This window comes from Streptomyces sp. SID12501, from assembly GCF_010550245.1.
Taxonomy (GTDB): Bacteria; Actinomycetota; Actinomycetes; order Streptomycetales; family Streptomycetaceae; genus Streptomyces.
The window spans coordinates 167,480-193,019 of record NZ_JAAGLU010000010.1; the positions used below are offsets into that span (position 1 = coordinate 167,480).

The 25,540-nt window shown below is 71.0% G+C and carries 21 protein-coding genes and 1 pseudogene; 12 read left to right on the forward strand and 10 right to left on the reverse strand.

What is annotated here, in order from left to right; translation table 11 throughout:
• Positions 1–15 precede the first annotated feature (15 nt).
• Genes G3I71_RS14340 through G3I71_RS14370 form a run of 7 tightly spaced genes read right to left on the reverse strand, consistent with a single transcriptional unit; the run spans position 16 to position 7,845 of the window.
• Positions 16–858, reverse strand: a complete 843-nt coding sequence (locus tag G3I71_RS14340; RefSeq protein WP_164314669.1) for a CoA ester lyase — start codon at positions 856–858, stop codon at positions 16–18.
• Positions 855–2,090: a CaiB/BaiF CoA-transferase family protein gene (locus G3I71_RS14345; protein WP_164314671.1), complete on the reverse strand. Its 1,236-nt coding sequence runs from the start codon at positions 2,088–2,090 to the stop codon at positions 855–857. Before G3I71_RS14345 ends, G3I71_RS14340 begins: the two co-directional genes overlap by 4 nt.
• Positions 2,087–3,019, reverse strand: coding sequence for a ribokinase (locus G3I71_RS14350; RefSeq protein WP_164314673.1), 933 nt, complete (start codon positions 3,017–3,019; stop codon positions 2,087–2,089). The genes G3I71_RS14345 and G3I71_RS14350 overlap by 4 nt, the downstream gene beginning before the upstream one ends.
• Positions 3,016–4,398, reverse strand: coding sequence for an ADP-ribosylglycohydrolase family protein (locus G3I71_RS14355; RefSeq protein WP_164314675.1), 1,383 nt, complete (start codon positions 4,396–4,398; stop codon positions 3,016–3,018). The genes G3I71_RS14350 and G3I71_RS14355 overlap by 4 nt, the downstream gene beginning before the upstream one ends.
• A complete protein-coding gene (locus G3I71_RS14360; RefSeq protein WP_164314677.1) occupies positions 4,386–5,573 on the reverse strand; it encodes an ADP-ribosylglycohydrolase family protein in 1,188 nt (395 codons plus the stop codon). Before G3I71_RS14360 ends, G3I71_RS14355 begins: the two co-directional genes overlap by 13 nt.
• Positions 5,574–5,581: 8 nt before the next feature.
• Complete coding sequence (locus G3I71_RS14365) at positions 5,582–6,709, reverse strand: ADP-ribosylglycohydrolase family protein (RefSeq protein ID WP_164314679.1); 1,128 nt, start codon at positions 6,707–6,709, stop codon at positions 5,582–5,584.
• Positions 6,706–7,845: an ADP-ribosylglycohydrolase family protein gene (locus G3I71_RS14370; protein ID WP_164314681.1), complete on the reverse strand. Its 1,140-nt coding sequence runs from the start codon at positions 7,843–7,845 to the stop codon at positions 6,706–6,708. The genes G3I71_RS14365 and G3I71_RS14370 overlap by 4 nt, the downstream gene beginning before the upstream one ends.
• A gap of 322 nt (positions 7,846–8,167) precedes the next feature.
• On the opposite strand from G3I71_RS14370, the gene G3I71_RS14375 reads away from it, so the two are divergent.
• The 3 genes from G3I71_RS14375 to G3I71_RS14385 all read left to right on the forward strand — a co-directional run bounded on the left by G3I71_RS14375 (position 8,168) and on the right by G3I71_RS14385 (position 15,366).
• Positions 8,168–8,899 carry a VIT1/CCC1 transporter family protein gene (locus G3I71_RS14375; RefSeq protein WP_164314683.1) on the forward strand — a complete coding sequence of 244 codons (732 nt, stop codon included), beginning with the start codon at positions 8,168–8,170 and terminating at the stop codon, positions 8,897–8,899.
• A 364-nt stretch (positions 8,900–9,263) separates the two neighbouring features.
• Entirely contained in the window at positions 9,264–13,913 is a 4,650-nt protein-coding gene (gene gltB, locus G3I71_RS14380) for a glutamate synthase large subunit (protein ID WP_164314685.1), read from the forward strand.
• Entirely contained in the window at positions 13,906–15,366 is a 1,461-nt protein-coding gene (locus tag G3I71_RS14385; protein ID WP_164314687.1) for a glutamate synthase subunit beta, read from the forward strand. The genes gltB and G3I71_RS14385 overlap by 8 nt, the downstream gene beginning before the upstream one ends.
• Positions 15,367–15,513: 147 nt before the next feature.
• Here G3I71_RS14385 and G3I71_RS14390 read toward each other — a convergent pair whose 3' ends face one another.
• Positions 15,514–16,356, reverse strand: coding sequence for a chitosanase (locus G3I71_RS14390; protein WP_164314689.1), 843 nt, complete (start codon positions 16,354–16,356; stop codon positions 15,514–15,516).
• Positions 16,357–16,464: 108 nt separating this feature from the next.
• On the opposite strand from G3I71_RS14390, the gene G3I71_RS14395 reads away from it, so the two are divergent.
• The 5 genes from G3I71_RS14395 (at position 16,465) to G3I71_RS14415 (ending at position 20,749) form a co-directional block, all read left to right on the forward strand.
• On the forward strand, positions 16,465–17,184 hold the full coding sequence (locus G3I71_RS14395; RefSeq protein ID WP_164314691.1) for a VWA domain-containing protein: 720 nt from the start codon (positions 16,465–16,467) through the stop codon (positions 17,182–17,184).
• Between the two features lie 86 nt (positions 17,185–17,270).
• Complete coding sequence (locus tag G3I71_RS14400) at positions 17,271–18,056, forward strand: SDR family oxidoreductase (protein WP_164314693.1); 786 nt, start codon at positions 17,271–17,273, stop codon at positions 18,054–18,056.
• A 31-nt stretch (positions 18,057–18,087) separates the two neighbouring features.
• Positions 18,088–18,726, forward strand: a complete 639-nt coding sequence (locus G3I71_RS14405; RefSeq protein ID WP_164314695.1) for a TetR/AcrR family transcriptional regulator — start codon at positions 18,088–18,090, stop codon at positions 18,724–18,726.
• 41 nt (positions 18,727–18,767) lie between these two features.
• Complete coding sequence (locus tag G3I71_RS14410) at positions 18,768–19,925, forward strand: acetyl-CoA C-acetyltransferase (protein ID WP_164314697.1); 1,158 nt, start codon at positions 18,768–18,770, stop codon at positions 19,923–19,925.
• 23 nt (positions 19,926–19,948) lie between these two features.
• A complete protein-coding gene (locus G3I71_RS14415; RefSeq protein WP_164314844.1) occupies positions 19,949–20,749 on the forward strand; it encodes an SDR family oxidoreductase in 801 nt (266 codons plus the stop codon).
• Positions 20,750–20,758: 9 nt separating this feature from the next.
• On the opposite strand, the gene G3I71_RS14420 is transcribed toward G3I71_RS14415, so the two are convergent.
• On the reverse strand, positions 20,759–21,496 hold the full coding sequence (locus G3I71_RS14420; protein ID WP_164314699.1) for an ankyrin repeat domain-containing protein: 738 nt from the start codon (positions 21,494–21,496) through the stop codon (positions 20,759–20,761).
• Positions 21,497–21,571: 75 nt separating this feature from the next.
• Positions 21,572–22,492, reverse strand: coding sequence for a hypothetical protein (locus tag G3I71_RS14425; RefSeq protein ID WP_164314701.1), 921 nt, complete (start codon positions 22,490–22,492; stop codon positions 21,572–21,574).
• A gap of 164 nt (positions 22,493–22,656) precedes the next feature.
• Between G3I71_RS14425 and G3I71_RS14430 the strand changes: the two genes are divergently transcribed.
• The 4 genes and pseudogenes from G3I71_RS14430 (at position 22,657) to G3I71_RS14445 (ending at position 25,495) form a co-directional block, all read left to right on the forward strand.
• Complete coding sequence (locus tag G3I71_RS14430; protein WP_164314703.1) at positions 22,657–23,466, forward strand: trypsin-like serine protease; 810 nt, start codon at positions 22,657–22,659, stop codon at positions 23,464–23,466.
• A gap of 197 nt (positions 23,467–23,663) precedes the next feature.
• Positions 23,664–24,446: pseudogene (locus G3I71_RS14435) on the forward strand (helix-turn-helix domain-containing protein); the annotation flags it as partial.
• Positions 24,447–24,533: 87 nt separating this feature from the next.
• Entirely contained in the window at positions 24,534–24,878 is a 345-nt protein-coding gene (locus G3I71_RS14440) for a chorismate mutase (protein ID WP_164314705.1), read from the forward strand.
• Positions 24,879–25,018: 140 nt separating this feature from the next.
• A complete protein-coding gene (locus G3I71_RS14445; RefSeq protein ID WP_164314707.1) occupies positions 25,019–25,495 on the forward strand; it encodes a two-component system response regulator in 477 nt (158 codons plus the stop codon).
• The last annotated feature ends 45 nt before the right edge of the window (positions 25,496–25,540 follow it).

Sequence of the window (25,540 nt, forward strand, 5' to 3'; positions counted from 1 at the left end):
CGTTCGTTGTGCGGGTCAGGGGCGGTCGCGGTCGGCCAGGGACAGGGTTCTGCGGGCTGTCGCGACCACCGCCGCGTCGATGAAGCGGCCGTCCGGGAGCGCCTGGGCACCCTCGTCCGTCGCCGCCGCTTTGACGATCTGCTCGGCGTCCTCGATCTCCTCCGGGGTGGGGAGGTACGCGCGTTCGATCACCGGGAGCTGGCGGGGATGGATCGCCGCCCGGCCCAGGAAGCCCAGGGCGCGGCCGTGGGCGCAGGACGCGGCCAGGGTGTCGAGGTCCCGGGTGTCCGGGTGGACCGACTGGGGCGGCGGGGCGAGCCCGGCCGCCCGTGCGGCCACGACGACCCGGGAGCGACACCAGTCGAGGCCCGCGTCTCCCCGTACTCCCAGATCGGCCCGTAGGTCGGCCTCGCCGAGCGCGATGCCGTGCAGGGCGGGGTGGGCGGTCGCGATGGCGAAGGCGTGTTCGATGCCGAGGGCGGTTTCGAGCAGGGCGTGGAGCGGGAGCCCGGACCCGGTGGCCGGGGCGACGGCCGTGCGGCCGGCCACGCGTACGACCTCCTGCGGTGTCGTCACCTTCGGGAGTCGTAGGCCCGAGATGCCGGGGAGGCCTTCGAGGGCCCGGAGGTCGCGGGTGGCCAGGGGGCCGTCCAGGGCGTTGATCCGGACGTGGACCGGGACCGGCTGGGGGTCGGTGAGGCGTTCGGCGGTTGCGGTGCGGGCGTACTCCTTGCGGTCGGGGGCGACCGCGTCCTCCAGGTCGACGACCACCACGTCGGCGCCCGAGGCGAGGGCCTTGGAGACCACCTCGGGGCGGTCGCCGGGGACGTACAGCCAGGTCAGGGGGGTGGCCGTCACAGGGCTCCCTCGGTTCGCAGGGCGTCGATGTCGGGTCCGGTCAGGCCCAGTTCGGTGAGGACGGCCGTGGTGTCCGCGCCGTGCGCGCGGCCCGCCCAGCGGATCGCGCCGGGGGTCGCGGAGAGCCGGAAGAGGACGTTCTGCATACGGATCGGGCCGAGGTCCGGGTCGTCGACCGTGGTGATGGTGTCGAGGGCCTGGTACTGCGGGTCGGTCATCACCTCCCGTACGTCCTGGACCGGGGCCACCGCCGCCTCCGCCTTCTCGAAGGCGGCGATGACCTCGGAGTGGGAGTGGCGGGCGATCCACGTGCCGACCGCCTCGTCGAGGACGTCCGCGTGGCGGGCGCGGTCGGCGCCGGTGGCGAACCAGGGCTCGTCGATCAGCTCCGGGCGGCCGACCAGGCGCATCACGCGCTCGGCGATCGACTGGGCCGAGGTCGACACGGCGACCCAGGTGCCGTCGGCCGTGCGGTAGGTGTTGCGGGGCGCGTTGTTCTGCGAGCGGTTGCCGGTGCGCGGCTGGACGTGGCCCAACTGGTCGTACCAGAGCGGCTGTGGGCCCAGGACGGTGAGGATCGGCTCGATGATCGCCATGTCGACGACCTGACCCTCGCCGGTGCGGTCGCGGGCGGAGAGGGCCGTCATGACGGCGTACGCCGTGGCCAGGCCCGCGATCGAGTCGGCGAGGCCGAAGGGCGGGAGCGTCGGGGGCGCGTCCGGTTCGCCGGTGATGGCCGCGAAGCCGCTCATCGCCTCGGCGAGGGTGCCGAAGCCGGGACGATGGGCGTACGGGCCGAACTGGCCGAAGGCGGTGACCCGGGCGAGTACCAGGCGCGGGTTGGCGGCGGACAGCTCCGGCCAGCCCAGGTCCCACTTCTCCAGGGTGCCCGGGCGGAAGTTCTCGATGACGACGTCGGCGGTGGCGGCGAGTCGGAGGAGCGTGGTCCGGCCGCCGGGCCGGGAGAGGTCGAGGGTCATCGTGCGCTTGTTGCGGCCCAGCAGTTTCCACCAGAGGCCGATGCCGTCCTTGGACGGGCCGTGGCCACGGGAGGGGTCCGGTTTCACCGGGTGCTCGATCTTGATCACCTCGGCCCCGAAGTCGCCGAGCATGGTGGCGGCGAGCGGGCCGGCGAAGAGGGTGGCCAGGTCGAGGACGCGAAGACCGGTGAGGGGGGCCGCGGCGGTTGTGGCCCTACCGGGTGCGGGTCCGGTCGTCTCCGGTGTGTTCATGACGTGTACCGGGCCTCGATCTCGGAGCGGAACGGCATCGACGCCGACGCGCCCGGCCGTTGGACGGACAGTGCCCCCGCCGCCGCGGCCCACGTCAGGGCGTCCGGCATCGGGCGGCCCTCGGCCAGGGCCACCGCGAGGGCGCCGACGAAGGTGTCGCCGGCGCCGGTCGAGTCCACGGCGGTGACGGGCGGCGCGGGGACGGTGACCGGTTCGGCGAGGTCCCGGGACGCGTAGAGGCTGCCGGCCGCGCCCAGCGTGATGACCACCTCCGGCACCTGGTCGAGGAGTGCGGTGGCCGCTTTGTGCGGGTCACTCAGGCCGGTCAGCGCCGCCGCCTCGTGCTCGTTCGGCACCAACAGGTCGGTGACGGCGAGGAGTTCGGGCGGGAGCGGCTGGACGGGGGCCGGGGTGAGGATCGTGCGGACGCCGTGGCGCTGAGCGGCCCGGGCGCCCTCGACGACCGCCGTGAGCGGGATCTCCAGCTGGAGCAGCAGTGCGTCGGCGGTGGCGATCAGGCTCTCGTCGCCGGGGGCGAGAGCGGTGACGGTGCCGTTGGCGGCGGGGATGACGACGATCGCGTTGCCGCCCTCGTCGTCCACGACGATGTGCGCGGTGCCGGAGGCGCCCTCGGCGGTGCGGAGGTGGTCGGTGCCGATGCCCATGGGGGTCCCCCCGCTCGAGCGAAGTCGAGAGTGGGGGAGCTCAAGTGGGGAGCGGAGTCGGGTGCCGTACGCGTCGTTGCCGACCGCGCCGATCATCGAGACGTCGGCGCCCGCGCGGGCCGCGGCGACGGCCTGGTTGGCGCCCTTGCCGCCGGGGATCGTACGGAACTCCCGCCCTGTCACGGTCTCTCCGCGCTGTGGGGCCTTGGAGACGTACGCGACGAGGTCCATGTTCGTGCTGCCCAGCACGGCGATATGGGTCATGGGTGGGCTGTCTCCAAGTGGGTGAGGGAGTGGGTCAGTTGGGCGAGGGTGTCGAAGCCGGTGCCGTTGAAGTCCGCGACAGAGGTGGCGAGCCGGTTCTTCAGGGGGCTGGTCCAGCGCTCGGGGAGGGCGCCGGGGGAGCCCGCGAGGAGGGCGGCGATACTTCCGGCGGTCGCGCCGTTGGAGTCCGTGTCCCAGCCTCCGGACACGGCACGGCAGATGGAGCCGGTGAAGTCGCCGTCGGCGTGAGTGAGGGAGGCGGCGATCAGAGCGGTGTTGGGGATGGCGTGGACCCAGTGGTAGGTGGCCGCGTGGGTCGAGTGGAGTTCGTCGACGACGGTGGTGAAGTCCCGGTGCGCTTCGGCCAGTTGGATGCCGTGGCGGATCGCCTTGGCCAGGCGGGAGCGTGGGGGGACGACTGTCAGGCCGGTGCGCAGACAGGCGTGGATGTCGTGGGTGCCGGTGGCGGCCTCGGCGATGGTGGCCGCCGTGAACATCGCCGCGTAGACGCCGTTGGCGGTGTGGGTGAGGGCGGCGTCGCGGTACGCCTGCTCGGCGGCGGTGGCCGGGGCGCCGGGGTTGGTCCAGCCGTGGACGTCGGCGCGGATCAGGGCGCCGATCCATTCGCGGAACGGGTTGCGGTGACGGGCGGTGAGCGGGGGTTCGAGGCCGCAGAGAAGGTTTCGGTAGGCGATACGTTCGGCCGTGAAGGTGCGGCCCGCGGGGAGTTCGTCCAGCCAGAGTTGCGCCACGTCGGTGGTGGTGAAGCGAGGGCCGTGGCGTTGGAGCAGGAGGAGGTTGAGGAGGGGGTAGTTGAGGTCGTCGTCCTCGGGCATGCCGTCGATGTTCTCGGCGAGGGAGTTCGCTGCCGAGCGGCGGTTCCAGGGGTATGCCGTCGTCAGTTCCTCGGGGACTCCTCTGGCGGTGAACCAGGTGTTCAGGGGCCAGTTGCCGGTGGACCGGGCGAGTTGGCGGATGGCGGTGAGGGGAAGTTTCTCCACCGGTTTGCCCAGGAGGCAGCCGGCGGCCCTGCCCAGCCAGGCGGCTTCCATGCGGAGGGGGGTGGGCGCGGGCTGTGCGGGCGGGACGGGCCGCGCGGGCCAGTCGGGGCACAGCGCCCGGATCCGGGCCAGGTCCGTCGGCTCGTCGTCCGCCAACCTGCTTGGCAGGTCCGCCAGTTCGTCCAGGAGGTCTTCGGCCAGCAGGCGCAGGTAGCGGGAGACCGGACCGGGAGACGCGCCCGCACGTGATGGCGCCTCCGGTCCGCCCGCCGCTCGCCAGCGGGCGGCGATTCTGGCGGGCTCGCGGCCGTCCTGGGTCGCCTGGCGCAGTTCGTGGCCGATCAGGTCCTCCGGCTGGACCCAGGTCAGTCGGAGCATCCCGCGCTCCTGAGCCGGGCGAACGCCCTTTCGTGGGAACGGCGTTGGTGGACGTCCCGTTCGAAGATCTCCCGGGTCACCTCGGTCAGTGTCCGGGCGGGTTCCCACAGGTCCAGGCGGCTCGCCTCGGCGACCGTCTTCGACCAGTCGGTCGGTACTTCGGAGCCCAGCGCGCCGGCGAGCGCTCCGGCCATCGTGGCGATCGAGTCGCAGTCGCGGCCGTAGTTCACCGAACCCAGCACCGCATGGCGGAAGTTGCCGCCCGACACCACCAACATGCCGAGCGCCACCGGGAGTTCCTCGATCGCGTGGAGACGGGAGGGCCGACGGGCGCCCAGTGACGGGCTGCGGTAGTCCGGGCCGACCGTGTCGTACGGAGTCACCGCTTCCCGCAGTGGCCGCAGCGCCGACTCGAAGTCCGTGTATCCGGAGGCCACTTCACACACCGCCTCGATCGCCGCCCGGGTGCCGTCCTTCGCCAGGGAGAGGCACGTTCCGATCACCGAGTCGGGGGTCGCGTCCGGGGCGCACGCCGCTGCCACCGCCGCCGCGAAGACCGCCGCCGCCTCCCTGCCGTACGAGGACTGGTGGGCGCCCGCGAGTTCGAGGGCCTCGGCGTACGCGCCCGCCGGGTTGGCCGCGTTGACCAGGCCGACCGGGGCCATGTACATCGCCGCACCGCAGTTGACGATGTTGCCCACGCCTGCCTCGCGGGGGTCGATGTGGCCGTAGTGGATCCGGGCCACCAGCCATTTCTCCGCGAGGAAGATGCGCTGGAGGGGGAGTGCCTCGGCCTCCAGTTCCGGGATCCAGCGCGGGTTCGTCATCAGGTCCGGGACCAGGTGGTCGGCGACCGCGTACGCGTCCAGGTGGTCGCGGACCTGGGCGTACACCCGTACCAGCGCATGGGTCATCAAGGTGTCGTCGGTGACGTGGCCGTCGCCCTTGTGGTACGGCGCGATCGGGCGGGCGGTGCGCCAGGCGTCGCCGTTCCAGGGGCCGACGATGCCGTGGACGCGGCCCGCGTGGCGTTCGAGGATCTGCTCGGGGGTGTAGCCCTCGACGGGCCCGCCGAGGGCGTCGCCGACTGCCGCGCCGACCAGGGCGCCGGTGATCCTCTCGTCCAGACCCGCCAGTTGGGCGTCTTCCTGGCTTTCTTCTGTTTTGGGTGCCATGTGGCGAATCATCCTCCTGGGGCGGCTCGTTGTGTGGCTTCCAGCAGTTCGGCGAGTTCCACGAGGTCGGTACCGGTAAGCCTGGGAAGGGCGCAGCCGGAGAGGGTGCGACAGGCGTCCCGCCAGGCTGCCGGGATCGCGGCGCCGCCGCCCAGCGCGCCGGTGAGGGCGCCCGCGAGTGCGGGGGCCGAGTCCGCGACCCGCGACAGACAGGCGGCGGCCGGCACCGCTTCGGCGATCCGACCGTGCGCCGCCGTGGCCAGCGCGAGGGCTACCGGGACCGTTTCGGCGGCGGCGATGCCGTAGCTGTAGACGTGGTCGACGATCTGGTGTTCCAGGAGCGGGACCAGGGCGAACGCGCCGTCTGCGCTGTCTGCGTCCCGTGCGAGCTTCAGCGCGTGGCGGGTGTTCCGGCCGATCTCCGTGAACTCGGGCAGTTCCGCCAGCGCCGCGTTCACGCAGGCGTCCACCTCCTCGCCGACCAGCGCCAGGGAGAGCGCCGCCGCCATCGCGCGGGCGCCGTGCACACCGTCGCCGTCCTGGGTGTAGCGGGCGTCGAACTCGGCCAGCTCGGCGGCGAGTCGGGGGTCGCCCGGGTGGGCCACCGCCAGCACACAGGCCCGTACGCAGGCCGCGTCGTCGAAGTAGTGCGGGTTGTCGTGGCCGGTGGCGGGCGGCCGTAGACCGGCGGCGAGGTTGCCGAGACCGGCCCGTACGGAGATACGGGCGCGCAGCGGAAGCACCGCCGACTCGACCTCGGGGGCGCGTTCCGCCGCGGCTGCGACCTCGCTGGCGACCGCGTTCCAGGACAGGTCGATGGCGGCACGCGCCCGGCGTTCCCGGCTCAGGTCGCCCAGCACACTGTCGTCCCCGGCCCGCAGCAGGGCCTCGGCCGCGAACGCCGCCCACTCCGCGTCGTCCGAAGGGCCGAGCCGGAGCGGTTCCGGGGGCTGGTTGAGGGCGATCGGCACGGGGAGGGTGGTCGTCGCGTTCTGCTCGGCGAAGGTGTCCAGCTCGCGGGTGAGGCGGCGGGTCCACTCGGGCATCCGGGCGGCCCGGTGCCTGGCGGCGGGCCAGCCGGCGGCGTCGCCTGCGGCCAGGCCCAGCAGCAGGCCCTCGATGCGGCGCGGGTTCACGGTCGTACCTCCGTCGCGGGCGGGGTGTCGCGGTCCGAGGCGAGGACGTACGCCGCCCGGTCCGGTCGTACGGGATCAGGGCCGCGTACGGGGTCCGGAACCGGATTCCGTACGACCGGCTTCGCGCCCCACTTGCCGCCCTCGCCCGGTGTCAGGAGTTCCGCGACGTCGAGGATGTGGTGGCCCGCCATGGAGGGGAGGCAGCTGCCGCGGGCCGGGCCGATCGCCTCCGCCCACTCGGGCGGGATCGCCGAGGCGCCGCGGGTCGCGCCTGCCAGGGCGCCCGCCACCGCCGCCGTCGTGTCCGCGTCGCGGCCCATGTTGACGGCTGTCAGCACCGACTCCGCGAAGTCGCCGTCGGCCACCGCGTACGCGCCGAAGGCGAGGGCGACCGCCTCGGGGGCCAGGTCGGTCCAGGGGTAGCCGCCGATCACCACCGCTGAGCGGACCGCGCGTTCGCCCCGGTGGGCGACCGCCACCGCGCGGCGCAGGGAGCGTGCCGTCCAGGAGTCGTCGGGGATCACCGCCAGGGCGGAGGCCACCACGGCGATGGTCGGCGCGCCCGCCATCGCCGCCGCCACGCCCGCCGCCACCGCCTGGCCGCCGTAGATGCCCTCGCCGTCGTGGCTCACCGAGCCGTCGATCGCCACCAGCCGGGCCGCCTCGGCCGGACGGCCCGCCGCGAAGACGCCGAACGGCGCCGCCCGCATGGCGAGACCGTCGCTCCAGGCGTGCCGGTGCTGGGCCGAGATGGGGGCGGCCAGACCCCGGCGCAGATTCTCCAGGGTGCCTCGTTCGCTGAAACCGGCGCCTCGGAAGGGACCCTCGTCGAGGTCGGCGATCCAGTGGTGCCAGGCCGCCTCCACATGGGCCGGGGTGAGGGCGGAGCCGTGCCGGGCGAGGAGGAGGCCCGAGAAGATCGCGTACTCCGTGTCGTCCGTGCCGGCGGGGTTTTCGGCCACATATCCGGTGATGCGGCCCCAGCGGGCGCGGATCTCCGAGGGCTTCATGTTCTCGGCGGGGGCGCCGAGCGCGTCCCCCACGGCCAGACCGAGCAGGGCGCCGCGTGCTCTGTCGCGGAGCAGGGCGGCGTCCTGGTGCGCCGGGACCGGGGGAATGCAGGCGATCGATGCCATACGCGGCCTCTCCTCCGGAGGGTTCCGGGGGGCTCCCTCGCGGGGAGCGGAACCCTTTGCGGAACTGTCCCACCGGAGGGGTTCAGGTGCGCCTCAGGCGCCCCAGCATCACCCGGTCGACATTTGTGCGAGTACACCTACGGATGAGCGATCACGGTGAACGCGCAGGTGAGGGCAGCCTCTCCTTGCTGGCGGGAAGGGAATTCGAGGCGTATTTTTAGCGTTGTCGAGAACTGGAATGAGTCTAAATTCAGTTTCGGAGTCGAGTGTCCGGGTCGGGCGTCCGAGTCGAGTTCGGAGTCGAGCGAGTGTGGGGGACGGCATGGCCATCATCGAGACCGAGGCGGCGCTGCAGGAGGCGCACCGCGACAACCACACCCACCGGGATGTCACCGGCGGCTGGTTGCGGCCGGCCGTCTTCGGGGCGATGGACGGGCTCGTCTCCAACCTCGCCCTGATGACCGGTGTGGCGGGCGGGGCCGTCTCGCACCGGACCGTCGTCATCACCGGGCTGGCCGGTCTTGCCGCCGGCGCCTTCTCCATGGCTGCCGGCGAGTACACCTCCGTCGCTTCGCAGCGCGAGCTCGTCGAGGCCGAACTCGAAGTTGAGCGGCGGGAGTTGAGGAAGCACCCCAAGGACGAGGAGCGTGAGCTCGCCGCGCTCTACGAGTCCCGGGGCGTTGAGCCGAAGCTCGCCCGTGAAGTGGCCCGGCAACTCTCGCGCGACCCTGAGCAGGCGCTGGAGATACACGCCCGCGAGGAACTGGGCATCGACCCCGGCGACCTGCCCTCGCCCGCCGTCGCCGCGGTGTCGTCCTTCGGGGCGTTCGCGCTGGGCGCGCTGCTGCCCGTACTCCCGTATCTTCTGGGCGCCACCGCCCTGTGGCCTGCCGTGCTGGTCGCGCTTGTCGGGCTCTTCGGATGTGGTGCGGTAGTGGCCCGGGTGACCGCCCGGAGCTGGTGGTTCAGCGGGTTGCGGCAGCTCGCGCTGGGTGGAGCGGCGGCCGGTGTGACGTACGCCCTGGGCAACCTGTTCGGTGCGGCCGTAGGATAGGTCATCGTGCACTTATGCGATGGGCCGCATAAGTAGCCGTTACTCGCTGGTTTCGAACGCTTAACCACTGGGCATGAGCCGTACGCGCTGTGGGCAACGAAGCCTGCGGCGCACTCGCGGAGAGGGCGACGACGCTCTCCTTGCCATGGGTCGAGGGACATCGATCTGTCCGATTCGGCCCCCATTACTTCCACCGCAGCGCGGTCACCATGCCGCGCGCTGCGGTGTCCGCATGTTGGTACGCGGTATCCGGTTCCCGAGAATCGCCCCATCATGTAACCTGCGTGAAATTTTGAAGTACAAGAGGGCCAACGTCGTCCCTCGGCTTAATGCATATGCCACAACAACGACGACGGGAGAGCCGATGCGTACGCCGCGCGAGCCGTCCCAGCATTCCGAGAATGGCCAGAAGTGGTCCTTCATGGATGCTCGCCCTGCTGCGCAGGGTATGTACGACCCCCGCAACGAGCACGACGCCTGTGGCGTCGGCTTCGTGGCCACCCTCACCGGCGAGGCGAGCCACGCGCTGGTCGAGCAGGCGCTCACGGTTCTTCGCAACCTGGAGCACCGCGGTGCCACCGGCTCCGAGCCCGATTCCGGCGACGGCGCCGGCATTCTCTCGCAGGTTCCGGACGCTTTCTTCCGTGAGGTGGCCGAATTCGAGCTGCCCGAGGCGGGTGCCTACGCGGTCGGTATCGCCTTCCTCCCGGAGGAGACGGCGACGGACGCCGTGCCGACGACCGCCGAGGCCGTCTCACGTATCGACACGATCGCCGCCGAAGAGGGCCTGACCGTCCTCGGCTGGCGCGAGGTGCCGGTCGCCCCCGGACTCCTCGGCGCCACCGCCCGTTCGACGATGCCCGCCTTCCGGCAGATCTTCGTCGCGGACAGCGCCGCGGTGCCCGCCAAGGGCATCGACCTCGACCGCAAGGCCTTCGCGCTGCGCAAGCGCGCCGAGCGCGAGGTCGGCGTCTACTTCCCGTCGCTCTCCGCGCGGACCATCGTCTACAAGGGCATGCTGACCACCGGCCAGCTGGAGCCCTTCTTCCCGGACCTGTCCGACCGCCGCTTCGCGTCGGCCATCGCGCTCGTCCACTCGCGCTTCTCCACGAACACCTTCCCGTCGTGGCCGCTCGCCCACCCGTACCGCTTCGTCGCGCACAACGGCGAGATCAACACGGTCAAGGGCAACCGGAACTGGATGGCGGCCCGCGAGTCGCAGCTCGCCTCCGACTTGTTCGGCTCTGCCGACGATGGACACAGTGGCGACCAGGGGAAGATCGACCGTATCTTCCCGATCTGTACGCCCGAGGCGTCCGACTCCGCGTCCTTCGACGAGGTGCTCGAACTGCTCCACCTCGGTGGGCGTTCGCTGCCGCACTCCGTGCTGATGATGATCCCGGAGGCGTGGGAGAACCACGCCACGATGGAGCCGGACCGGCGCGCCTTCTACCAGTTCCACGCCACGATGATGGAGCCGTGGGACGGCCCGGCCTGTGTCACCTTCACCGACGGCGTCCAGGTCGGCGCGGTCCTCGACCGCAACGGTCTGCGCCCCGGCCGCTACTGGGTCACCGACGAGGGCCTCGTCGTCCTCGGCTCCGAGGTCGGCGTCCTCGACATCGACCCCGCGAAGGTCGTCCGCAAGGGCCGCCTCCAGCCCGGCAAGATGTTCCTCGTCGACACCGCGGAGCACCGCATCATCGAGGACGACGAGATCAAGGCCGGTCTCGCCGCCGAGAAGCCGTACGCGGAGTGGCTGGAGGCCGGCGAGATCGAGCTCTCCGACCTGCCCGAGCGCGAGCACATCGTGCACACCCACGCCTCGGTCACCCGCCGCCAGCAGACCTTCGGCTACACCGAGGAAGAGCTGCGCGTCATCATCGCGCCGATGGCCAAGACCGGCGGCGAGCCGCTCGGTTCCATGGGCACCGACTCGCCGATCGCCGCGCTGAGCGAGCGTCCGCGACTGCTCTTCGACTACTTCACCCAGCTGTTCGCGCAGGTCACCAACCCGCCGCTGGACGCCATCCGCGAGGAGCTGGTCACCAGCCTGCGCTCCTCCCTCGGCCCCGCCAGCAACCTGCTGGAGCCGACCGCGGCCTCCTGTCGTAGCGTCACCCTGCCCTTCCCGGTGATCGACAACGACGAGCTGGCCAAGCTCATCCACATCAACGCCGACGGCGACATGCCCGGCATGAAGGCCGCGACCCTCTCCGGCCTCTACCGGGTCAGCGGCGGTGGCGACTCCCTCGCCGCCCGTATCGAGGAGATCTGCGCCGAGGCCGACGCGGCCATCGACAACGGCGCCCGTCTCATCGTCCTGTCGGACCGCCACTCGGACGCCGAGCACGCGCCGATCCCGTCGCTGCTGCTCACCTCCGCCGTCCACCACCACCTCATCCGCACCAAGCAGCGCACCCAGGTGGGCCTGCTCGTCGAGGCCGGTGACGTCCGCGAGGTTCACCACGTCGCCCTGCTCATAGGGTTCGGCGCCGCCGCGGTCAACCCGTACCTGGCGATGGAGTCCGTCGAGGACCTGGTCCGCGCCGGTACCTTCCTGCCCGGGAGCGAGCCCGAGCAGGCCATCCGCAACCTGATCTACGCGCTCGGCAAGGGCGTCCTCAAGGTCATGTCCAAGATGGGCATCTCGACCGTCGCCTCCTACCGGGGCGCCCAGGTCTTCGAGGCCGTCGGTCTCGACACGGCCTTCGTCGGGAAGTACTTCAACGGCACGGCCACCAAGATCGGCGGCGTCGGCATCGACGTCATCGCCAAGGAGGTCGCCGCCCGGCACGCCAAGGCGTACCCGGCGAGCGGTATCGCGCCCGCGCACCGCGCCCTCGACATCGGCGGCGAGTACCAGTGGCGCCGCGAGGGCGAGCCGCACCTGTTCGACCCGGAGACGGTCTTCCGCCTCCAGCACTCCACGCGCACCCGCCGCTACGACATCTTCAAGAAGTACACGGACCGGGTGAACGAGCAGTCCGAGCGCCTCATGACGCTCCGCGGGCTCTTCGGCTTCAAGTCGGACCGCCCGTCGATCTCCATCGACGAGGTCGAGCCGGTCAGCGAGATCGTCAAGCGGTTCTCCACCGGCGCCATGTCGTACGGCTCCATCTCCCTGGAGGCGCACGAGACCCTCGCCATCGCCATGAACCAGCTGGGCGCCAAGTCCAACACCGGTGAGGGCGGCGAGGACGCGGACCGCCTGTACGACCCGGCGCGCCGCTCGGCCATCAAGCAGGTCGCGTCCGGCCGCTTCGGAGTCACCTCCGAGTACCTGGTCAACGCGGACGACATCCAGATCAAGATGGCTCAGGGCGCCAAGCCCGGCGAGGGCGGCCAGCTGCCCGGCCACAAGGTGTACCCGTGGGTCGCCAAGACCCGGCACAGCACCCCCGGCGTCGGCCTCATCTCGCCGCCGCCGCACCACGACATCTACTCCATCGAGGACCTCGCCCAGCTCATCCACGACCTGAAGAACGCGAACCCGCAGGCGCGGATCCACGTGAAGCTGGTCTCGGAGGTCGGCGTCGGCACGGTCGCCGCCGGTGTGTCCAAGGCGCATGCGGACGTCGTCCTCATCTCCGGCCACGACGGCGGAACGGGCGCCTCGCCGCTCACCTCGCTCAAGCACGCCGGCGGTCCCTGGGAGCTCGGCCTCGCCGAGACCCAGCAGACGCTGCTGCTCAACGGCCTGCGCGACCGGATCGTCGTCCAGACCGACGGCCAGCTGAAGACCGGCCGTGACGTCGTCATCGCCGCGCTGCTCGGCGCCGAGGAGTTCGGTTTCGCGACCGCGCCCCTCGTCGTCTCCGGCTGCGTCATGATGCGCGTCTGCCACCTGGACACCTGCCCGGTCGGCATCGCCACCCAGAACCCGGTACTCCGCGACCGGTTCGCCGGCAAGGCCGAGTACGTCGTCAACTTCTTCCAGTTCATCGCCGAAGAGGTCCGCGAGATCCTCGCCGAGCTGGGCTTCCGCACCATCGAGGAGGCCGTCGGCCACGCCGAGCACCTCGACGTGGAGCGGGCGGTCACCCACTGGAAGGCGCAGGGCCTGGACCTGTCCCCGCTCTTCTACGTGCCGGAGCTGCCCGAGGGCACCCCGCTCCACCAGGTCATCGTGCAGGACCACGGTCTGGAGAAGGCGCTCGACAACGAGCTGATCAAGCTCGCCGCCGACGCCCTCGCCGCGAACAGCGCCACCGACGCCCAGCCGGTCCGCGCCCAGGTCGCCATCCGCAACATCAACCGCACGGTCGGCACGATGCTCGGCCACGAGGTGACGAAGAAGTTCGGCGGGGCCGGTCTGCCCGACGACACCATCGACATCACCTTCACCGGCAGCGCCGGCCAGTCCTTCGGCGCCTTCCTGCCGCGCGGTGTCACCCTCCGGCTCGAAGGCGACGCCAACGACTACGTCGGCAAGGGCCTCTCCGGCGGCCGGGTGATCGTCCGTCCCGACCGGGGTGCCGACCACCTCGCCGAGTTCTCCACCATCGCGGGCAACACCATCGCGTACGGCGCGACCGGTGGCGAGCTGTTCCTGCGCGGTCGTTCGGGCGAGCGGTTCTGTGTCCGCAACTCCGGTGCCACGGTGGTCTCCGAGGGCGTGGGCGACCACGGCTGCGAGTACATGACCGGCGGTCACGCGGTCGTCCTCGGCGAGACGGGCCGCAACTTCGCGGCCGGTATGTCGGGCGGTGTCGCGTACGTCATCGACCTGAACCGCGACAACGTCAACGTCGGCAACGCGGACGCGGTCGAGGCCCTCGACGACACCGACAAGCAGTGGCTGCACGATGTCGTGCGCCGGCACCAGGAGGAGAGCGGCTCGACGGTCGCGGAGAAGCTCCTGGCCGACTGGGATGTCGCGGTGGAGCGTTTCAGCAAGATCATCCCCAGTACGTACAAGGCAGTGCTCACCGCCAAGGACGCCGCCGAGCGAGCCGGGCTCACCGAGTCCGAGATCACCGAGAAGATGATGGAGGCGGCGACCAATGGCTGATCCCAAGGGCTTTCTGACCCACGGCCGCGAGGTCGCCAAGTCCCGCCCGGTGGACGTCCGTCTCAAGGACTGGAACGAGGTCTACGTTCCCGGCTCCCTGCTCCCGATCATCAGCAAGCAGGCCGGCCGCTGCATGGACTGCGGTATCCCGTTCTGTCACAACGGCTGTCCGCTGGGGAACCTGATCCCCGAGTGGAACGACTACGCCTACCGCGAGGACTGGACGTCGGCGTCCGAGCGGCTGCACGCCACCAACAACTTCCCGGAGTTCACCGGCCGCCTGTGCCCGGCTCCCTGTGAGTCGGCGTGCGTGCTGGGCATCAACCAGCCCGCGGTCACCATCAAGAACGTCGAGGTCTCGATCATCGACAAGGCCTGGGAGACCGGCGATGTCGCCGCCCAGGCCCCGGAGCGCCTCTCCGGCAAGACGGTCGCGGTCATCGGCTCGGGTCCCGCGGGTCTCGCGGCGGCCCAGCAGCTGACGCGGGCCGGTCACACGGTCGCGGTGTACGAGCGCGCGGACCGCATCGGCGGCCTCCTGCGCTACGGCATCCCCGAGTTCAAGATGGAGAAGCGGCACATCAACCGCCGTATCGAGCAGATGCGCGCGGAGGGCACCCGCTTCCGTACGGGCATCGAGATCGGCCGCGACCTCAAGGCGAAGGACCTGCGCAAGCGGTACGACGCCGTCGTGATCGCGGCGGGTGCGACGACGGCTCGTGACCTCCCGGTCCCCGGCCGCGAGCTCAAGGGCGTCTACCAGGCGATGGAGTACCTGCCCCTGGCGAACAAGGTGCAGGAGGGCGACTTCGTGGCCCCGCCGGTCACCGCCGAGGGCAAGCACGTCGTGGTCATCGGCGGCGGCGACACGGGCGCGGACTGCGTGGGCACCGCCCACCGTCAGGGCGCGGCCTCCGTCACCCAACTGGAGATCATGCCCTGCCCGGGCGAGGACCGCAGCCCCGGGCAGCCCTGGCCGACCTTCCCGATGCTCTACAAGGTCACCTCGGCGCACGAGGAGGGCGGCGAGCGCGTCTACTCCGTCTCGACGACCCACTTCGAGGGCGACGAGCACGGCAACGTGCAGTGGCTGCACCTCAGCGAGGTCGAGTTCATCGACGGCAGGCTGACCCAGAAGCCGGGCACGGAGCGCAAGATCCCCGCCCAGCTGGTCACCCTCGCCATGGGCTTCACGGGCACCGACCAGGACAACGGCCTCGTCTCGCAGTTCGGCCTGGACCTCGACGAGCGCGGCAACATCGCCCGCGACGCCGACTTCGCGACCAACGTCCCTGGCGTGTACGTCGCCGGTGACGCCGGCCGCGGCCAGTCGCTCATCGTGTGGGCCATCGCCGAGGGCCGCTCGGCGGCGCGCGGAGTCGACCGCTTCCTCACGGGCGCGAGCGAACTCCCGGCCCCGATCCGCCCGACGGACCGTTCCCTGATGGTCTGACGGGGTACCCCCCAAAAGACGTCCCGTACAAAGGCGTACGGAACGAACAAACCACGGCGCTCGCCACAGTCCCCGACCGGACACGGCGGGCGCCGCGGCGCGTTCGGGCCCTGGTCCGAGTCCGAGTCCGGGTCCGGGCGGACATCACTACGGCACCTTGTACGTGTCCCCGTACACCTTCCACTCCAGCGGTGTACGGAGGTCCAGGTTGCCCTCGTCGAGGAAGCGCCGTTGGGCCGTGTCGACGCGGCTGGTGTCAACGCCCGGCCGCTTGACCAGCATCGCCGTGCGTCGGGCGTCGAGGAACGCGACCAGGTACGTCTTCTCGTCGCCGCCCTCCGCCGGGCTGTCGGCCTTCTTCAGGGCGGCGGCGCGGATGCCGCCCACGCTGAACCGGTCGCTGCCCGGGCCGTGGTAGACCATCGCGTCGTAGTAGACGAACTGACCCAGCAGGCCCAGGCCGTCGCCGACGGCGAGACGCAGAGCCGGTCCGAAGTAGCCGGTGTCCCGCTTCTCGTCCTGTGCCTCGCGGAAGGCGGCTACCTTCGATTCCTGCTTCCAGGCCGCCGGGAACCCCGGATCCAGACCCTCGTGCGAGTCCGTGCCGTCGACCTCGCGCAGCGCCGGAAGGTAGGGCGCGAGGGCGTTGTCCGGGTGGGCCTTCGTGTAGCCGTCGACCAGGGTGAGCAGGTCGTGGGTGCCCGTACAGAACCCGATGATGCCGGCGGTGTAGCCCTGCCCGTCGCCGATGTCCTCGACATAGCCGTACGCACTGCGCCAGTCGAGCGTCCCGTTCTCGGCGCTCGCCACGATCTGCTGGGCCAGCTCCTTCTTCGCCGGATCGGCGAGCGTGGCCTCCGCGTCCAGCGAACCGGCCTCCTCCACGCGCTTGGCGTCGGGGCCGCGGGAGTCGTCCGACGCGACGGAAAGGCATGCGGTCGCTGCCAGCAGGGGGAGCACGGCGAGGAGGAGGACGCCGGTTCGTTTCATGGGGCACAAGAGTACGGGCCAGGGTACGCAAGGGTCATATGCTGCCCGGGCGGGCGTATGGGTGACGTACCCTCAGCATTTCCGTCCGCCCTGGGAGGGGAGCCAGACATGGCCGCGATCAGTCTCACCAAGGTGGCGGAGACCGCGCCCGCGCTGGTCAGCCTCTACAAGAGTGCCGGGGCGGCTGTCGACCGGCACGGCCTCGACGGTCAGCGGGCCGCCGTCTATCTGGTGGTCGACTACTCCGGGTCGATGAAGCCGTACTACCGGGACGGCAGTGTGCAGGCGCTTGCCGACCGGGTGCTGGGGCTGGCGGCCCACTTCGACGACGACGGGACGGTTCCCGTCGTCTTCTTCTCCACCGACGTCGACGCCGTGACCGGTATCGCGCTCGACGACCACGCGGGGAGCGTCGACCGGATCGTGGCCGGGCTCGGGCACATGGGCAGGACCAGCTATCACCTGGCCATGGACGCGGTCATCGAGCACTACCTCGACAGCGGGTCGACGGCCCCCGCACTCGTCGTCTTCCAGACCGACGGCGGCCCGATCAACAAGCTCGCCGCCGAACGGTACGTGTGCAAGTCGGCGCGGCTGCCCCTGTTCTGGCAGTTCATCGGCTTCGGGGACACCGGCAGCAAACAGTTCGACTTCCTGCGCAAGCTCGACGAGCTGGCGGTGCCCGAGCGACGGGTCGTCGACAACGCCGGGTTCTTCCACGCCGGTTCCGATCCGCGCGCCGTGTCCGACGACGAGTTGTACGACCGTCTGGTGGGCGAGTTCCCGAAGTGGCTGGTCGCCGCTCGGGCGGAGGGGATCGTCGGCTGACACCGGCGTACACCCCGTTCGGCGTCGCTCCGAGTCCCTTGACTCCAATCTTCCCTAACAAGTGTTTGGTAGGTTAGTGTGGCCGCATGGGAGACGTCGACAGTCCGGCGTACGTACCCGGACATGGGCTGCTGAAGGGGCGCACCGCCGTCATCACGGCGGCCGCCGGTGCGGGGATCGGTGGGGCAACCGCCCGCCGGTTCCTGGAGGAGGGCGCGCGCGTGCTGATCAGTGACGCACACGCGCGGCGGCTCAAGGAGTACGAGGGGGAGCTGGCCGGGGAGTTCGAGGGCGTCGACTCGATGCCCTGCGATGTCAGCGACGAACGCCAGGTCCGCGCCCTCTTCGACGCGGCCGTGGAAATGCACGGGCGGCTCGACATCGTCGTCAACAATGCCGGTCTCGGGGGTACTTCGACCCTCGTCGACATGACGGACGAGCAGTGGTCGAGGGTGCTGGACGTGACGCTGGGCGGCACGTTCCGGTGTGTGCGGGCCGCGTTGCGGGCCTTTCGTGACGGCGGGGCAGGCGGCGTGATCGTCAACAACGCGTCCGTCGTCGGCTGGCGGGCCCAGGCCGGGCAGGCGCACTACGCCGCCGCGAAGGCGGGCGTGATGGCACTGACCCGGAGCGCGGCGATCGAGGCCGCGGAGTACGGGGTCCGGGTCAACGCGGTGTCACCGAGCCTCGCCATGCATCCCCACCTCGTGAAGGTGACCACCCCCGAACTCCTGGCCGAACTGACGGCGCGTGAAGCCTTCGGGCGGTACGCCGAACCCTGGGAGGTTGCCAACGTGATCGTGTTCCTGGCGTCCGGCTACTCCTCGTACCTGACGGGGGAAGTCGTCTCCGTCAGCAGCCAGCACCCCTAGGACGGCACATGTCTGGGACCACAATGGGCGCGTGCCTCCTACGAAGAAGAAGCCCCAGGTGACCGCCGTGCCCGCCCGCCGCCGCGAAATCCTCGGCACCGCCGCCGAGGTCTTCGCCGAACAGGGCTACAACGCCACCACCGTACGCAAGATCGCGGACCACGCCGGCATGCTCGCGGGCAGCCTCTACTACCACTTCGACTCCAAGGAATCGATGCTGGAGGAGATCCTGCGCACGTTCCTCGACGAGCTGTGGGAGGGCTACGACACCGTCCTGGACGCCGAGTCCGGGCCGCGCGAGACGCTGGAGGCGCTGGTCACCGAGTCGTTCCGGGAGATCGACCGGCACCGTGCCGCCGTCGCGATCTACCAGAAGGAGTCCAAGCAGCTCGTCGTGCAGGAGCGGTTCGCGTTCCTCGCCGAGTCGCAGCGCAGATTCGAGAAGGCGTGGCTGTCCACGCTGGAACGCGGAGTCGCCGCCGAGGTCTTCCGTGCCGACCTCGACATCCGGCTCACCTACCGCTTCGTGCGCGACACCGTGTGGGTCGCCGCGTCCTGGTACCGGCCGGGCGGACAGCACAGCCCGGAGGAGATCGCCCGCCAGTACCTGTCGATGGTGCTGGACGGGATCGCCGTACGTGAACAGCCGTACCTGAACAGCCCCATGTGAACAGACTTATGTGAACAGCCCTTTTCTGTGAGGGAGTTGCCATGGCCGAGGCCTACATCGTCGAAGCGGTCCGTACGCCCGTCGGGCGGCGTGGAGGTGGTCTGAGCGGTGTCCATCCGGCGGACCTGGGCGCGCATGCCCTGATCGCGCTCATGTCGCGGGCCGGGGTGGACCCGGCCGCCGTGGAGGACGTCGTCTTCGGCTGCCTGGACACGGTGGGGCCGCAGGCCGGTGACATCGCCCGCACCAGCTGGCTGGCCGCCGGACTCCCCGAGGAGGTGCCGGGGGTGACCGTCGACCGGCAGTGCGGATCCTCGCAGCAGGCCGTCCACTTCGCCGCCCAGGCCGTGTTGTCGGGCACGCAGGACCTGGTTGTCGCGGGTGGCGTCCAGAACATGTCGATGATCCCGATCGCCTTCGCCTCCCGTCAGGCCGCCCTGCCCCTGGGGCTCACCGAGGGCCCGTTCGCGGGCAGCACGGGCTGGCGGGCGCGGTACGGGGAACGGCCGGTGAACCAGTTCGCCGGCGCCGAGATGATCGCCGCCAAGTGGGGCATCAGCAGGCAGGACCAGGAGGAGTACGCGCTGCGCTCGCACGAACGTGCGGTCCTGGCCATCGATGAGGGCCGCTTCGCCCGCGAGACCGTGGCCTACGAGACGGTGACCGTCGACGAGGGACCGCGCAGGGACACCTCCCTGGCGAAGATGGCCGGCCTGAAGCCCGTCATCGAGGGCGGCACCATCACCGCCGCCGTCTCCTCCCAGGTGTCCGACGGCGCCGCCGCGATGCTGATCGCCTCCGAGCGGGCGGTACGCGAGCACGGGCTGCGGCCACGGGCCCGCGTCCACCATCTGTCCGTGCGGGGCGAGGACCCGATCCGGATGCTGACGGCGCCGATCCCGGCCACCGCCCACGCCCTCAAGAAGACCGGCCTGTCCATCGACGACATCGACCTCGTCGAGATCAACGAGGCCTTCGCCCCGGTCGTCCTGGCCTGGCTGAAGGAAACCGGCGCGGACCCTGCCAGGGTCAACGTCAACGGCGGCGCGATAGCCCTCGGTCACCCCCTCGGCGCGACCGGCGTCAAGCTGATGACGACGCTGCTGCACGAACTGGAGCGCACGGGCGGGCGGTTCGGCCTTCAGACGATGTGCGAGGGCGGGGGACAGGCGAACGTGACGATCATCGAGCGGCTCTGATCGACTTGAACGGCTCGAACGGCTTGAAGGGCCGTGTCGCTCTTGTCACCGGCGGTACCCGCGGAGTCGGCGCGGGTGTCGCCCGAGCTCTCGTCGAGGCGGGGGCGGAGGTGCTGGTCTGCGCTCGCCGGCCGCCCGAAGTCCCGCTGCCCGGCGTGGAGTTCACGGCTGTCGACCTGCGGGACCGGACCGCCGTGTACGACTTCGTCGGAGGGCTGCCTCGACTTGATGTGCTCGTCAACAACGTAGGGGGGAGTCCTTATCGACCGTTGGGTGGTGGTGGTGAGGGAGGAGACGGGGGACACGGGGGACACGGGGGACACGGGGGTGCCGACGTCGAGCGGCATGTTCGTGTGATCGAGCTGAACCTGATCACGCCGCTGACCGTCTCCCTCGCCGCTTACGAGCACCTGAAACGGGCCCGGGGATCCGTCGTGATGATCGGGAGCGTCAGCGGGAGCCGTCCCTCGCCCGGGACCGCCGCGTACGGTGCCGCCAAGGCCGGGCTGGAGCATCTCGCCCGCTCGATGGCCGTGGAATGGGCGCCCGACGTACGGGTCAACACCCTCGTCGTCGGGATGGTCCGAACCGAGCTGTCCCATCTGCACTACGGCGGCGACGACGGCCTCGACGCAGTCGCCCGCACGGTCCCGGCGGGCCGTCTCGCCGATCCGTCCGACATCGGAGCCGCCGCCGTCTTCCTCGCCTCCGATGCCGCGGCGTATGTCAGCGGGGCGAGTCTGCTGGTGCACGGTGGGGGGGAACGGCCTGCGTTTCTGGACGCGGCGACTGCGAACAGGGGCGGCGGATCTGGTCGGGGGTGAGGGAAAAGCTCACCCCATCCCCAGTACCTCCTCCAACACCGCCACGATCTCCGCATGGCCGGTCCCCTGATCGACCCCCGCCACCACGTTCCCGTCCCGCACAAGCTCCACGGTCACTTCCTGCGCCCAGCGCCGCGTCACGTACTCCCCGCCGAAGCCATGCGCACGCCCCAGCCCCGCCCGAAGCTCCGACGGCACGTCCAGCCAGGTCCAGCGGCGGGCCTCCGCCAGCGCCTCCCCCCTCGACCCGGCGCCGTACGCCAGCAGGGACCGTACGCAGGCGGGGGAGCCCCGGCGGGCGGCCGCGACCAGTGGAGGCGAACCGGTCGGGTCGGGGCGGTTCGGGTCCGCGCCCGCGGCGAGCAGGGTCTCCGCCACCGCCGCGTGACCGCATCGCAGAGCCCAGGTCAGGGCAGTGAAACCGAACGCCTCCACCGCGTCGGGAACGGCCCCCGAGGCCAACAGCGCGCGAACGACTTCGGCGTGCCCGCCACAGGCCGCCCCGCACAGGGGGAGGTCCGACCCCGCGCTCAGCCGGTCGGGCGCGGCACCGGCGGACAGCAGCAGCCGTACGATGCCGGGCGCGTCGTTCACCGCCGCCGCGTACAGGGCGCTCTGGCCGTCCTCGTCCACCGCTTCCGGGCTCACACCGAGACGCAGCAGCCGTACGACCGCGTCCTCGTCACCCGCGTACACCGCCGTGAAGAGATCGCGCTCGCTGCCGATATGCGGTTCTTGCCCGTTCATACCTTCCGACCTTCGCCCGCGAAGGGCCGGTGAGGCAAAGGGTTTCGGGGTGAGGTGCCCCACGCCGCCCCGACGTCAGGTGTCGCATTCCAGCACCGTCCGGCACACTCCGCACCGCGCCCGCACCCGCCCCCGTACCGGCACCCTGATCCGCTGGTGGCAGGTCGGACAGGGGAAAGAGACCCGCAGCGGCCCGTGGCCGTCGTGGTTGCCGGGGGAGTCGGGGGTGAAGCTGTACGGGACACCGCCCGGCTGTGACGTGTTCGGCGAGTGGTGGTCCTGGGCATGGCGGCGGTCGCGCGCGTAGCGGCGGCGGCCCGCCCAGCCCGCCGCCGTCAGCGGGGGCTGGCGCGTGTCGTGGCGGGCCAGTTCCATGCCCGCCGTGTACGCCGTGTACGCCTGCGGGCTGGTGAACCAGATCGCCGGGTCCTCGTCGAAGACCAGCGCACGCTTGGCCAGGACGTATCCGAACTCCTCCGGTGTGAGATAGCCGAGCTTCTGCGAGGAGGCCGCGTCCTCGCGGAAGGCGTCGAGGAGCAGCCAGCCCGCGCCCAGGTACGCCGCCGCCGTGTCCGTGAGGATCTCGTTGTCCCGGGTTCCCGGGAAGTACAGGTCGAGGCGGTGCAGATAGACGTGCATCACCTCGTGCGCGAGGGCCGCGCCGATGTCCCTGCGGTGGGTGCGGAACCGGTCGTTCAGCTCGATGAAGTACTCGGGCCCCGCCGCCAGTTCGACGTTCGCGGCGTGGGTCATCTCGCGGAAGCCGACGATCATGCGCGCGTCCGGGAGCCGGTAGTGGCGCACCATCGCGCGGGCCACGCGCTGCGCGCCCAGATGGAGGTCGTCGGTGTCGCAGAAAGCCACGTCGACCGGGGCCACACTGGTCGCGAAGGTCTGGACGGTGTCGTACGACAGCCTCTTGTAGAGCGCGTTGATCGCGGCCCGCACCGTCTCCAGATGTGGGTAGCCGTGCTCGACCGGTCCGCCGTTCGCCACGTCCGTACCCCCAAGACGCCCTGAACCCGCTTCCGCTCTACGTGCCGGGGAGCTGTCGGTAAGAGTGGATTTCCTACCGTCCGGTTCCGCCGCGGGCACGTGAGATCCGCCCTTGTTTCACACCGTCCTGATCTTCATACTTGCGTTCTTTGTCGTCACCCCCCATGAAAGGACGTACGTTGACCCACACCTCGTCGGTCGGAAGAGGTATCTCCCTGGTCAAGCGGGCTGCGGCGGTCGGTGCCGCGGCCCTCGCGATCGCGAGCCTCCAGCCGCTCGCCGCACAGGCCGCACCCGTGCCCGTCGTAGGAGGAACGCCCGCCGCGCAGAACGAGTTCCCGTGGCTGGTGCACCTCTCGATGGGCTGCGGCGGCGCGCTCTACAAGAAGGACGTCGTCCTGACCGCCGCCCACTGCGTGGAAGGCTCCGGCGCCACCACGGCCATCACCGTCACCGCGGGGGTCGCCGACCTGAACGCCTCGGGTGCGATCAAGGTCAAGTCGACCAAGGTCCGCCAGGCCCCGGGTTACAACGGCAGCGGCAAGGACTGGGCGCTCATCAAGCTCGCCCGGCCGATCAACAAGCCCACGCTGAAGATCGCCACGACCACCACGTACAACCGCGGCACGTTCACCATCGCGGGCTGGGGCGACACCACGGAGAACGCCGGCACCGGCACGACCAAGCTGCTGAAGGCCACCGTCCCCTACGTCAGTGACGCGGGCTGCAAGCTGCACTACGGCAAGCGGCTCGTGCCCGGCGACGAACTGTGCGCCGGCTATCTGGCGGGCGGCGTCGACACCTGCCAGGGCGACTCCGGTGGGCCGATGTTCCGCAAGGACGACACCGGTGCCTGGATCCAGGTCGGCATCGTCAGCTGGGGCGACGGCTGCGCCCGGCCCGGCGTACCCGGCGTCTACTCCCAGGTGTCCACGTTCGCGAAGGACATAGCCCGGGCGGCGTCAGCGCTGTAGGGCGACCGAGTCCGGCGGGGCGCCTGGCCCCGCCGGTAACGGCTCGTCACTTCCCGGCGGGCTTGCCGGGCCAGGGACATACAGTGAGGGTTGCGGGCCCATGGACCGGCTATCGTCCAAGTGAATCCGTTGACCCACACGAACCGTTCCTGTGGACTGAGCGGGAGTGAGTCCGTTCAGCCGCGCGCCCCGAACGGCCGCGCGTCCTCGACCACCATGTGGCCGTCGTCGTGAGCAGCGGCCGAGGCTGGTTCCAGGGCACCGACGGACGCCGCCGGCCCGTCACCGCGCCCACCCTGATCTGGCTCACCCCCGGCACCGCCCACCACTACGGGCCCGACCCCGACACCGGCTGGGACGAGGCGTTCGTCGACTTCACCGGGCCCGCCACCGCCACCTACGCCGAACTCGGCCACATCGAGGCCGAGCGGCCCCTCGTACCCCTCACCGACGCCGGCCCCGCCCGGGCCGTGATCGGGCGCATGGCCCGCGCCGCACGCCACGACAACCCCATCCTGGAGGTCGAGACGGCCGCCGCCGTCCACGAACTGCTCGTCGCCCTGCGCCGCACCCGCGCCGACCTGGCACCCGACGGTGACCAGGTCCTCGCCGCCCTCGCCCGGGACGCCTGCCGGCCTCTGAGCGTCGCCGAACACGCCGCCCGGCACGGCATGACCCCCGCCGAACTGCGCACCGCGGTACGACGCGGCGCCGGATGCAGCCCCAAGGACTACCTCCTCGGTATCCGGCTGAGCCGCGCCAAGGAACTCCTCGCCGCCACCGAACTGCCCGTCGCCGCCGTCGCCCGCCGCGTCGGCTACGACGACCCCGCGTACTTCTCCCGCCTCTTCACCCGCCGTGTCGGCATGGCCCCCGTCCGCTTCCGGGCCCAGCAGGGACGCACGGTCCCCGGCGGCTGGAGCGACCGCGTCCCCGACCCCGCCGACCCCCCGACGATCGAACACCCGCACACGGTGTGACGCCGGGATCCCGCCCGTCCCACGCGCCCCGCACAACCCCGACGCCCCACGAGCCGGCCCGATCCGTGGCACGTAATGTGGACGCCCATGACCACCAGCAACAACCGTGAAGTCGACCCCGCGATCCGAGCGGAACTCGGCCGGTTGCGCGAGAGCATCGACAACATCGACGCCGCCGTCGTCCACATGCTCGCCGAGCGCTTCAAGTGCACCCAGCAGGTCGGCCACCTCAAGGCCGCACACCAGCTGCCGCCCGCCGACCCGAACCGCGAGGCCCAGCAGATCGCCCGCCTGCGCCGACTCGCCGAGAGCGCGAACCTCGACCCCGCGTTCGCCGAGAAACTCCTCAACTTCATCATCGCCGAGGTGATCAGACACCACGAGCGCATCGCCGAGGACACCCTGAACGGCGGGAAACCACCGGTGAATTGACGCCCGGGGCGTGACAGCCGGGTACTCGCGGGGGCATGCTGCGCTGTGCACTCCTTGTGCACTCGCAGTCAGCTGACGAGCACTGCGCGTCAGCGGTGCGGGCGCCAGCCGGTTGTCCACACGGGAGAGGACGTCGGGCCATGCCGTCGGATGCCAAGATCCTCATCGTCGACGACCACGAGGACACCCTGTACGCACTGGAGAGCGCCCTGGCGCCGCTCGGCTACCTGCTCGCCCGTGCCACCAGCGGCGACGAGGCGCTCAAACAGGTGCTGCGCGGCCAGGTCGGGCTCCTCCTGCTCGACGTACGCATGCCCGGCGTCAGCGGCCTCGACGTCGTGCGCTACATGCGCCGCCTCGAACAGACCCAGCACATCCCCGTCGTCCTGCTCACCGGCTTCGGCCCCGACGCCGAACTCACCTCCACCGCCTTCGGACTCGGCGTCGCCGACCTCGTCAGGAAACCCATCGACCCCTGGACGCTGCGCACCAAGGTCCGCTACCTCTACGACGCCCACCGCCGCCACGTGGCCCTCGAACAGGAGGCACGGGAACTCCGCGCCCTCGTCAGAGACCACGACGTACTCACACGCACCCTGGAGAAGGACCCCACCTAGACACCGCGAACGGCCCCCAAACTGCCCCACGGGCCGGACCGGAGG

What these genes read in the sequence shown, in the direction of transcription:
- gltB (WP_164314685.1), top strand. Translation starts at nt 9,264, where the DNA reads ATGCGTACGCCGCGCGAGCCGTCCCAGCATTCCGAGAATGGCCAGAAG.
- G3I71_RS14385 (WP_164314687.1), top strand. Translation starts at nt 13,906, where the DNA reads ATGGCTGATCCCAAGGGCTTTCTGACCCACGGCCGCGAGGTCGCCAAG.
- G3I71_RS14395 (WP_164314691.1), top strand. Translation starts at nt 16,465, where the DNA reads ATGGCCGCGATCAGTCTCACCAAGGTGGCGGAGACCGCGCCCGCGCTG.
- G3I71_RS14400 (WP_164314693.1), top strand. Translation starts at nt 17,271, where the DNA reads ATGGGAGACGTCGACAGTCCGGCGTACGTACCCGGACATGGGCTGCTG.
- G3I71_RS14410 (WP_164314697.1), top strand. Translation starts at nt 18,768, where the DNA reads ATGGCCGAGGCCTACATCGTCGAAGCGGTCCGTACGCCCGTCGGGCGG.
- G3I71_RS14420 (WP_164314699.1), bottom strand. Translation starts at nt 21,496, where the DNA reads ATGAACGGGCAAGAACCGCATATCGGCAGCGAGCGCGATCTCTTCACG.
- G3I71_RS14430 (WP_164314703.1), top strand. Translation starts at nt 22,657, where the DNA reads ATGAAAGGACGTACGTTGACCCACACCTCGTCGGTCGGAAGAGGTATC.
- G3I71_RS14350 (WP_164314673.1), bottom strand. Translation starts at nt 3,019, where the DNA reads ATGACCCATATCGCCGTGCTGGGCAGCACGAACATGGACCTCGTCGCG.
- G3I71_RS14345 (WP_164314671.1), bottom strand. Translation starts at nt 2,090, where the DNA reads ATGAACACACCGGAGACGACCGGACCCGCACCCGGTAGGGCCACAACC.
- G3I71_RS14370 (WP_164314681.1), bottom strand. Translation starts at nt 7,845, where the DNA reads ATGGCATCGATCGCCTGCATTCCCCCGGTCCCGGCGCACCAGGACGCC.
- G3I71_RS14390 (WP_164314689.1), bottom strand. Translation starts at nt 16,356, where the DNA reads ATGAAACGAACCGGCGTCCTCCTCCTCGCCGTGCTCCCCCTGCTGGCA.
- G3I71_RS14445 (WP_164314707.1), top strand. Translation starts at nt 25,019, where the DNA reads ATGCCGTCGGATGCCAAGATCCTCATCGTCGACGACCACGAGGACACC.
- G3I71_RS14440 (WP_164314705.1), top strand. Translation starts at nt 24,534, where the DNA reads ATGACCACCAGCAACAACCGTGAAGTCGACCCCGCGATCCGAGCGGAA.
- G3I71_RS14375 (WP_164314683.1), top strand. Translation starts at nt 8,168, where the DNA reads ATGGCCATCATCGAGACCGAGGCGGCGCTGCAGGAGGCGCACCGCGAC.
- G3I71_RS14360 (WP_164314677.1), bottom strand. Translation starts at nt 5,573, where the DNA reads ATGGCACCCAAAACAGAAGAAAGCCAGGAAGACGCCCAACTGGCGGGT.
- G3I71_RS14355 (WP_164314675.1), bottom strand. Translation starts at nt 4,398, where the DNA reads ATGCTCCGACTGACCTGGGTCCAGCCGGAGGACCTGATCGGCCACGAA.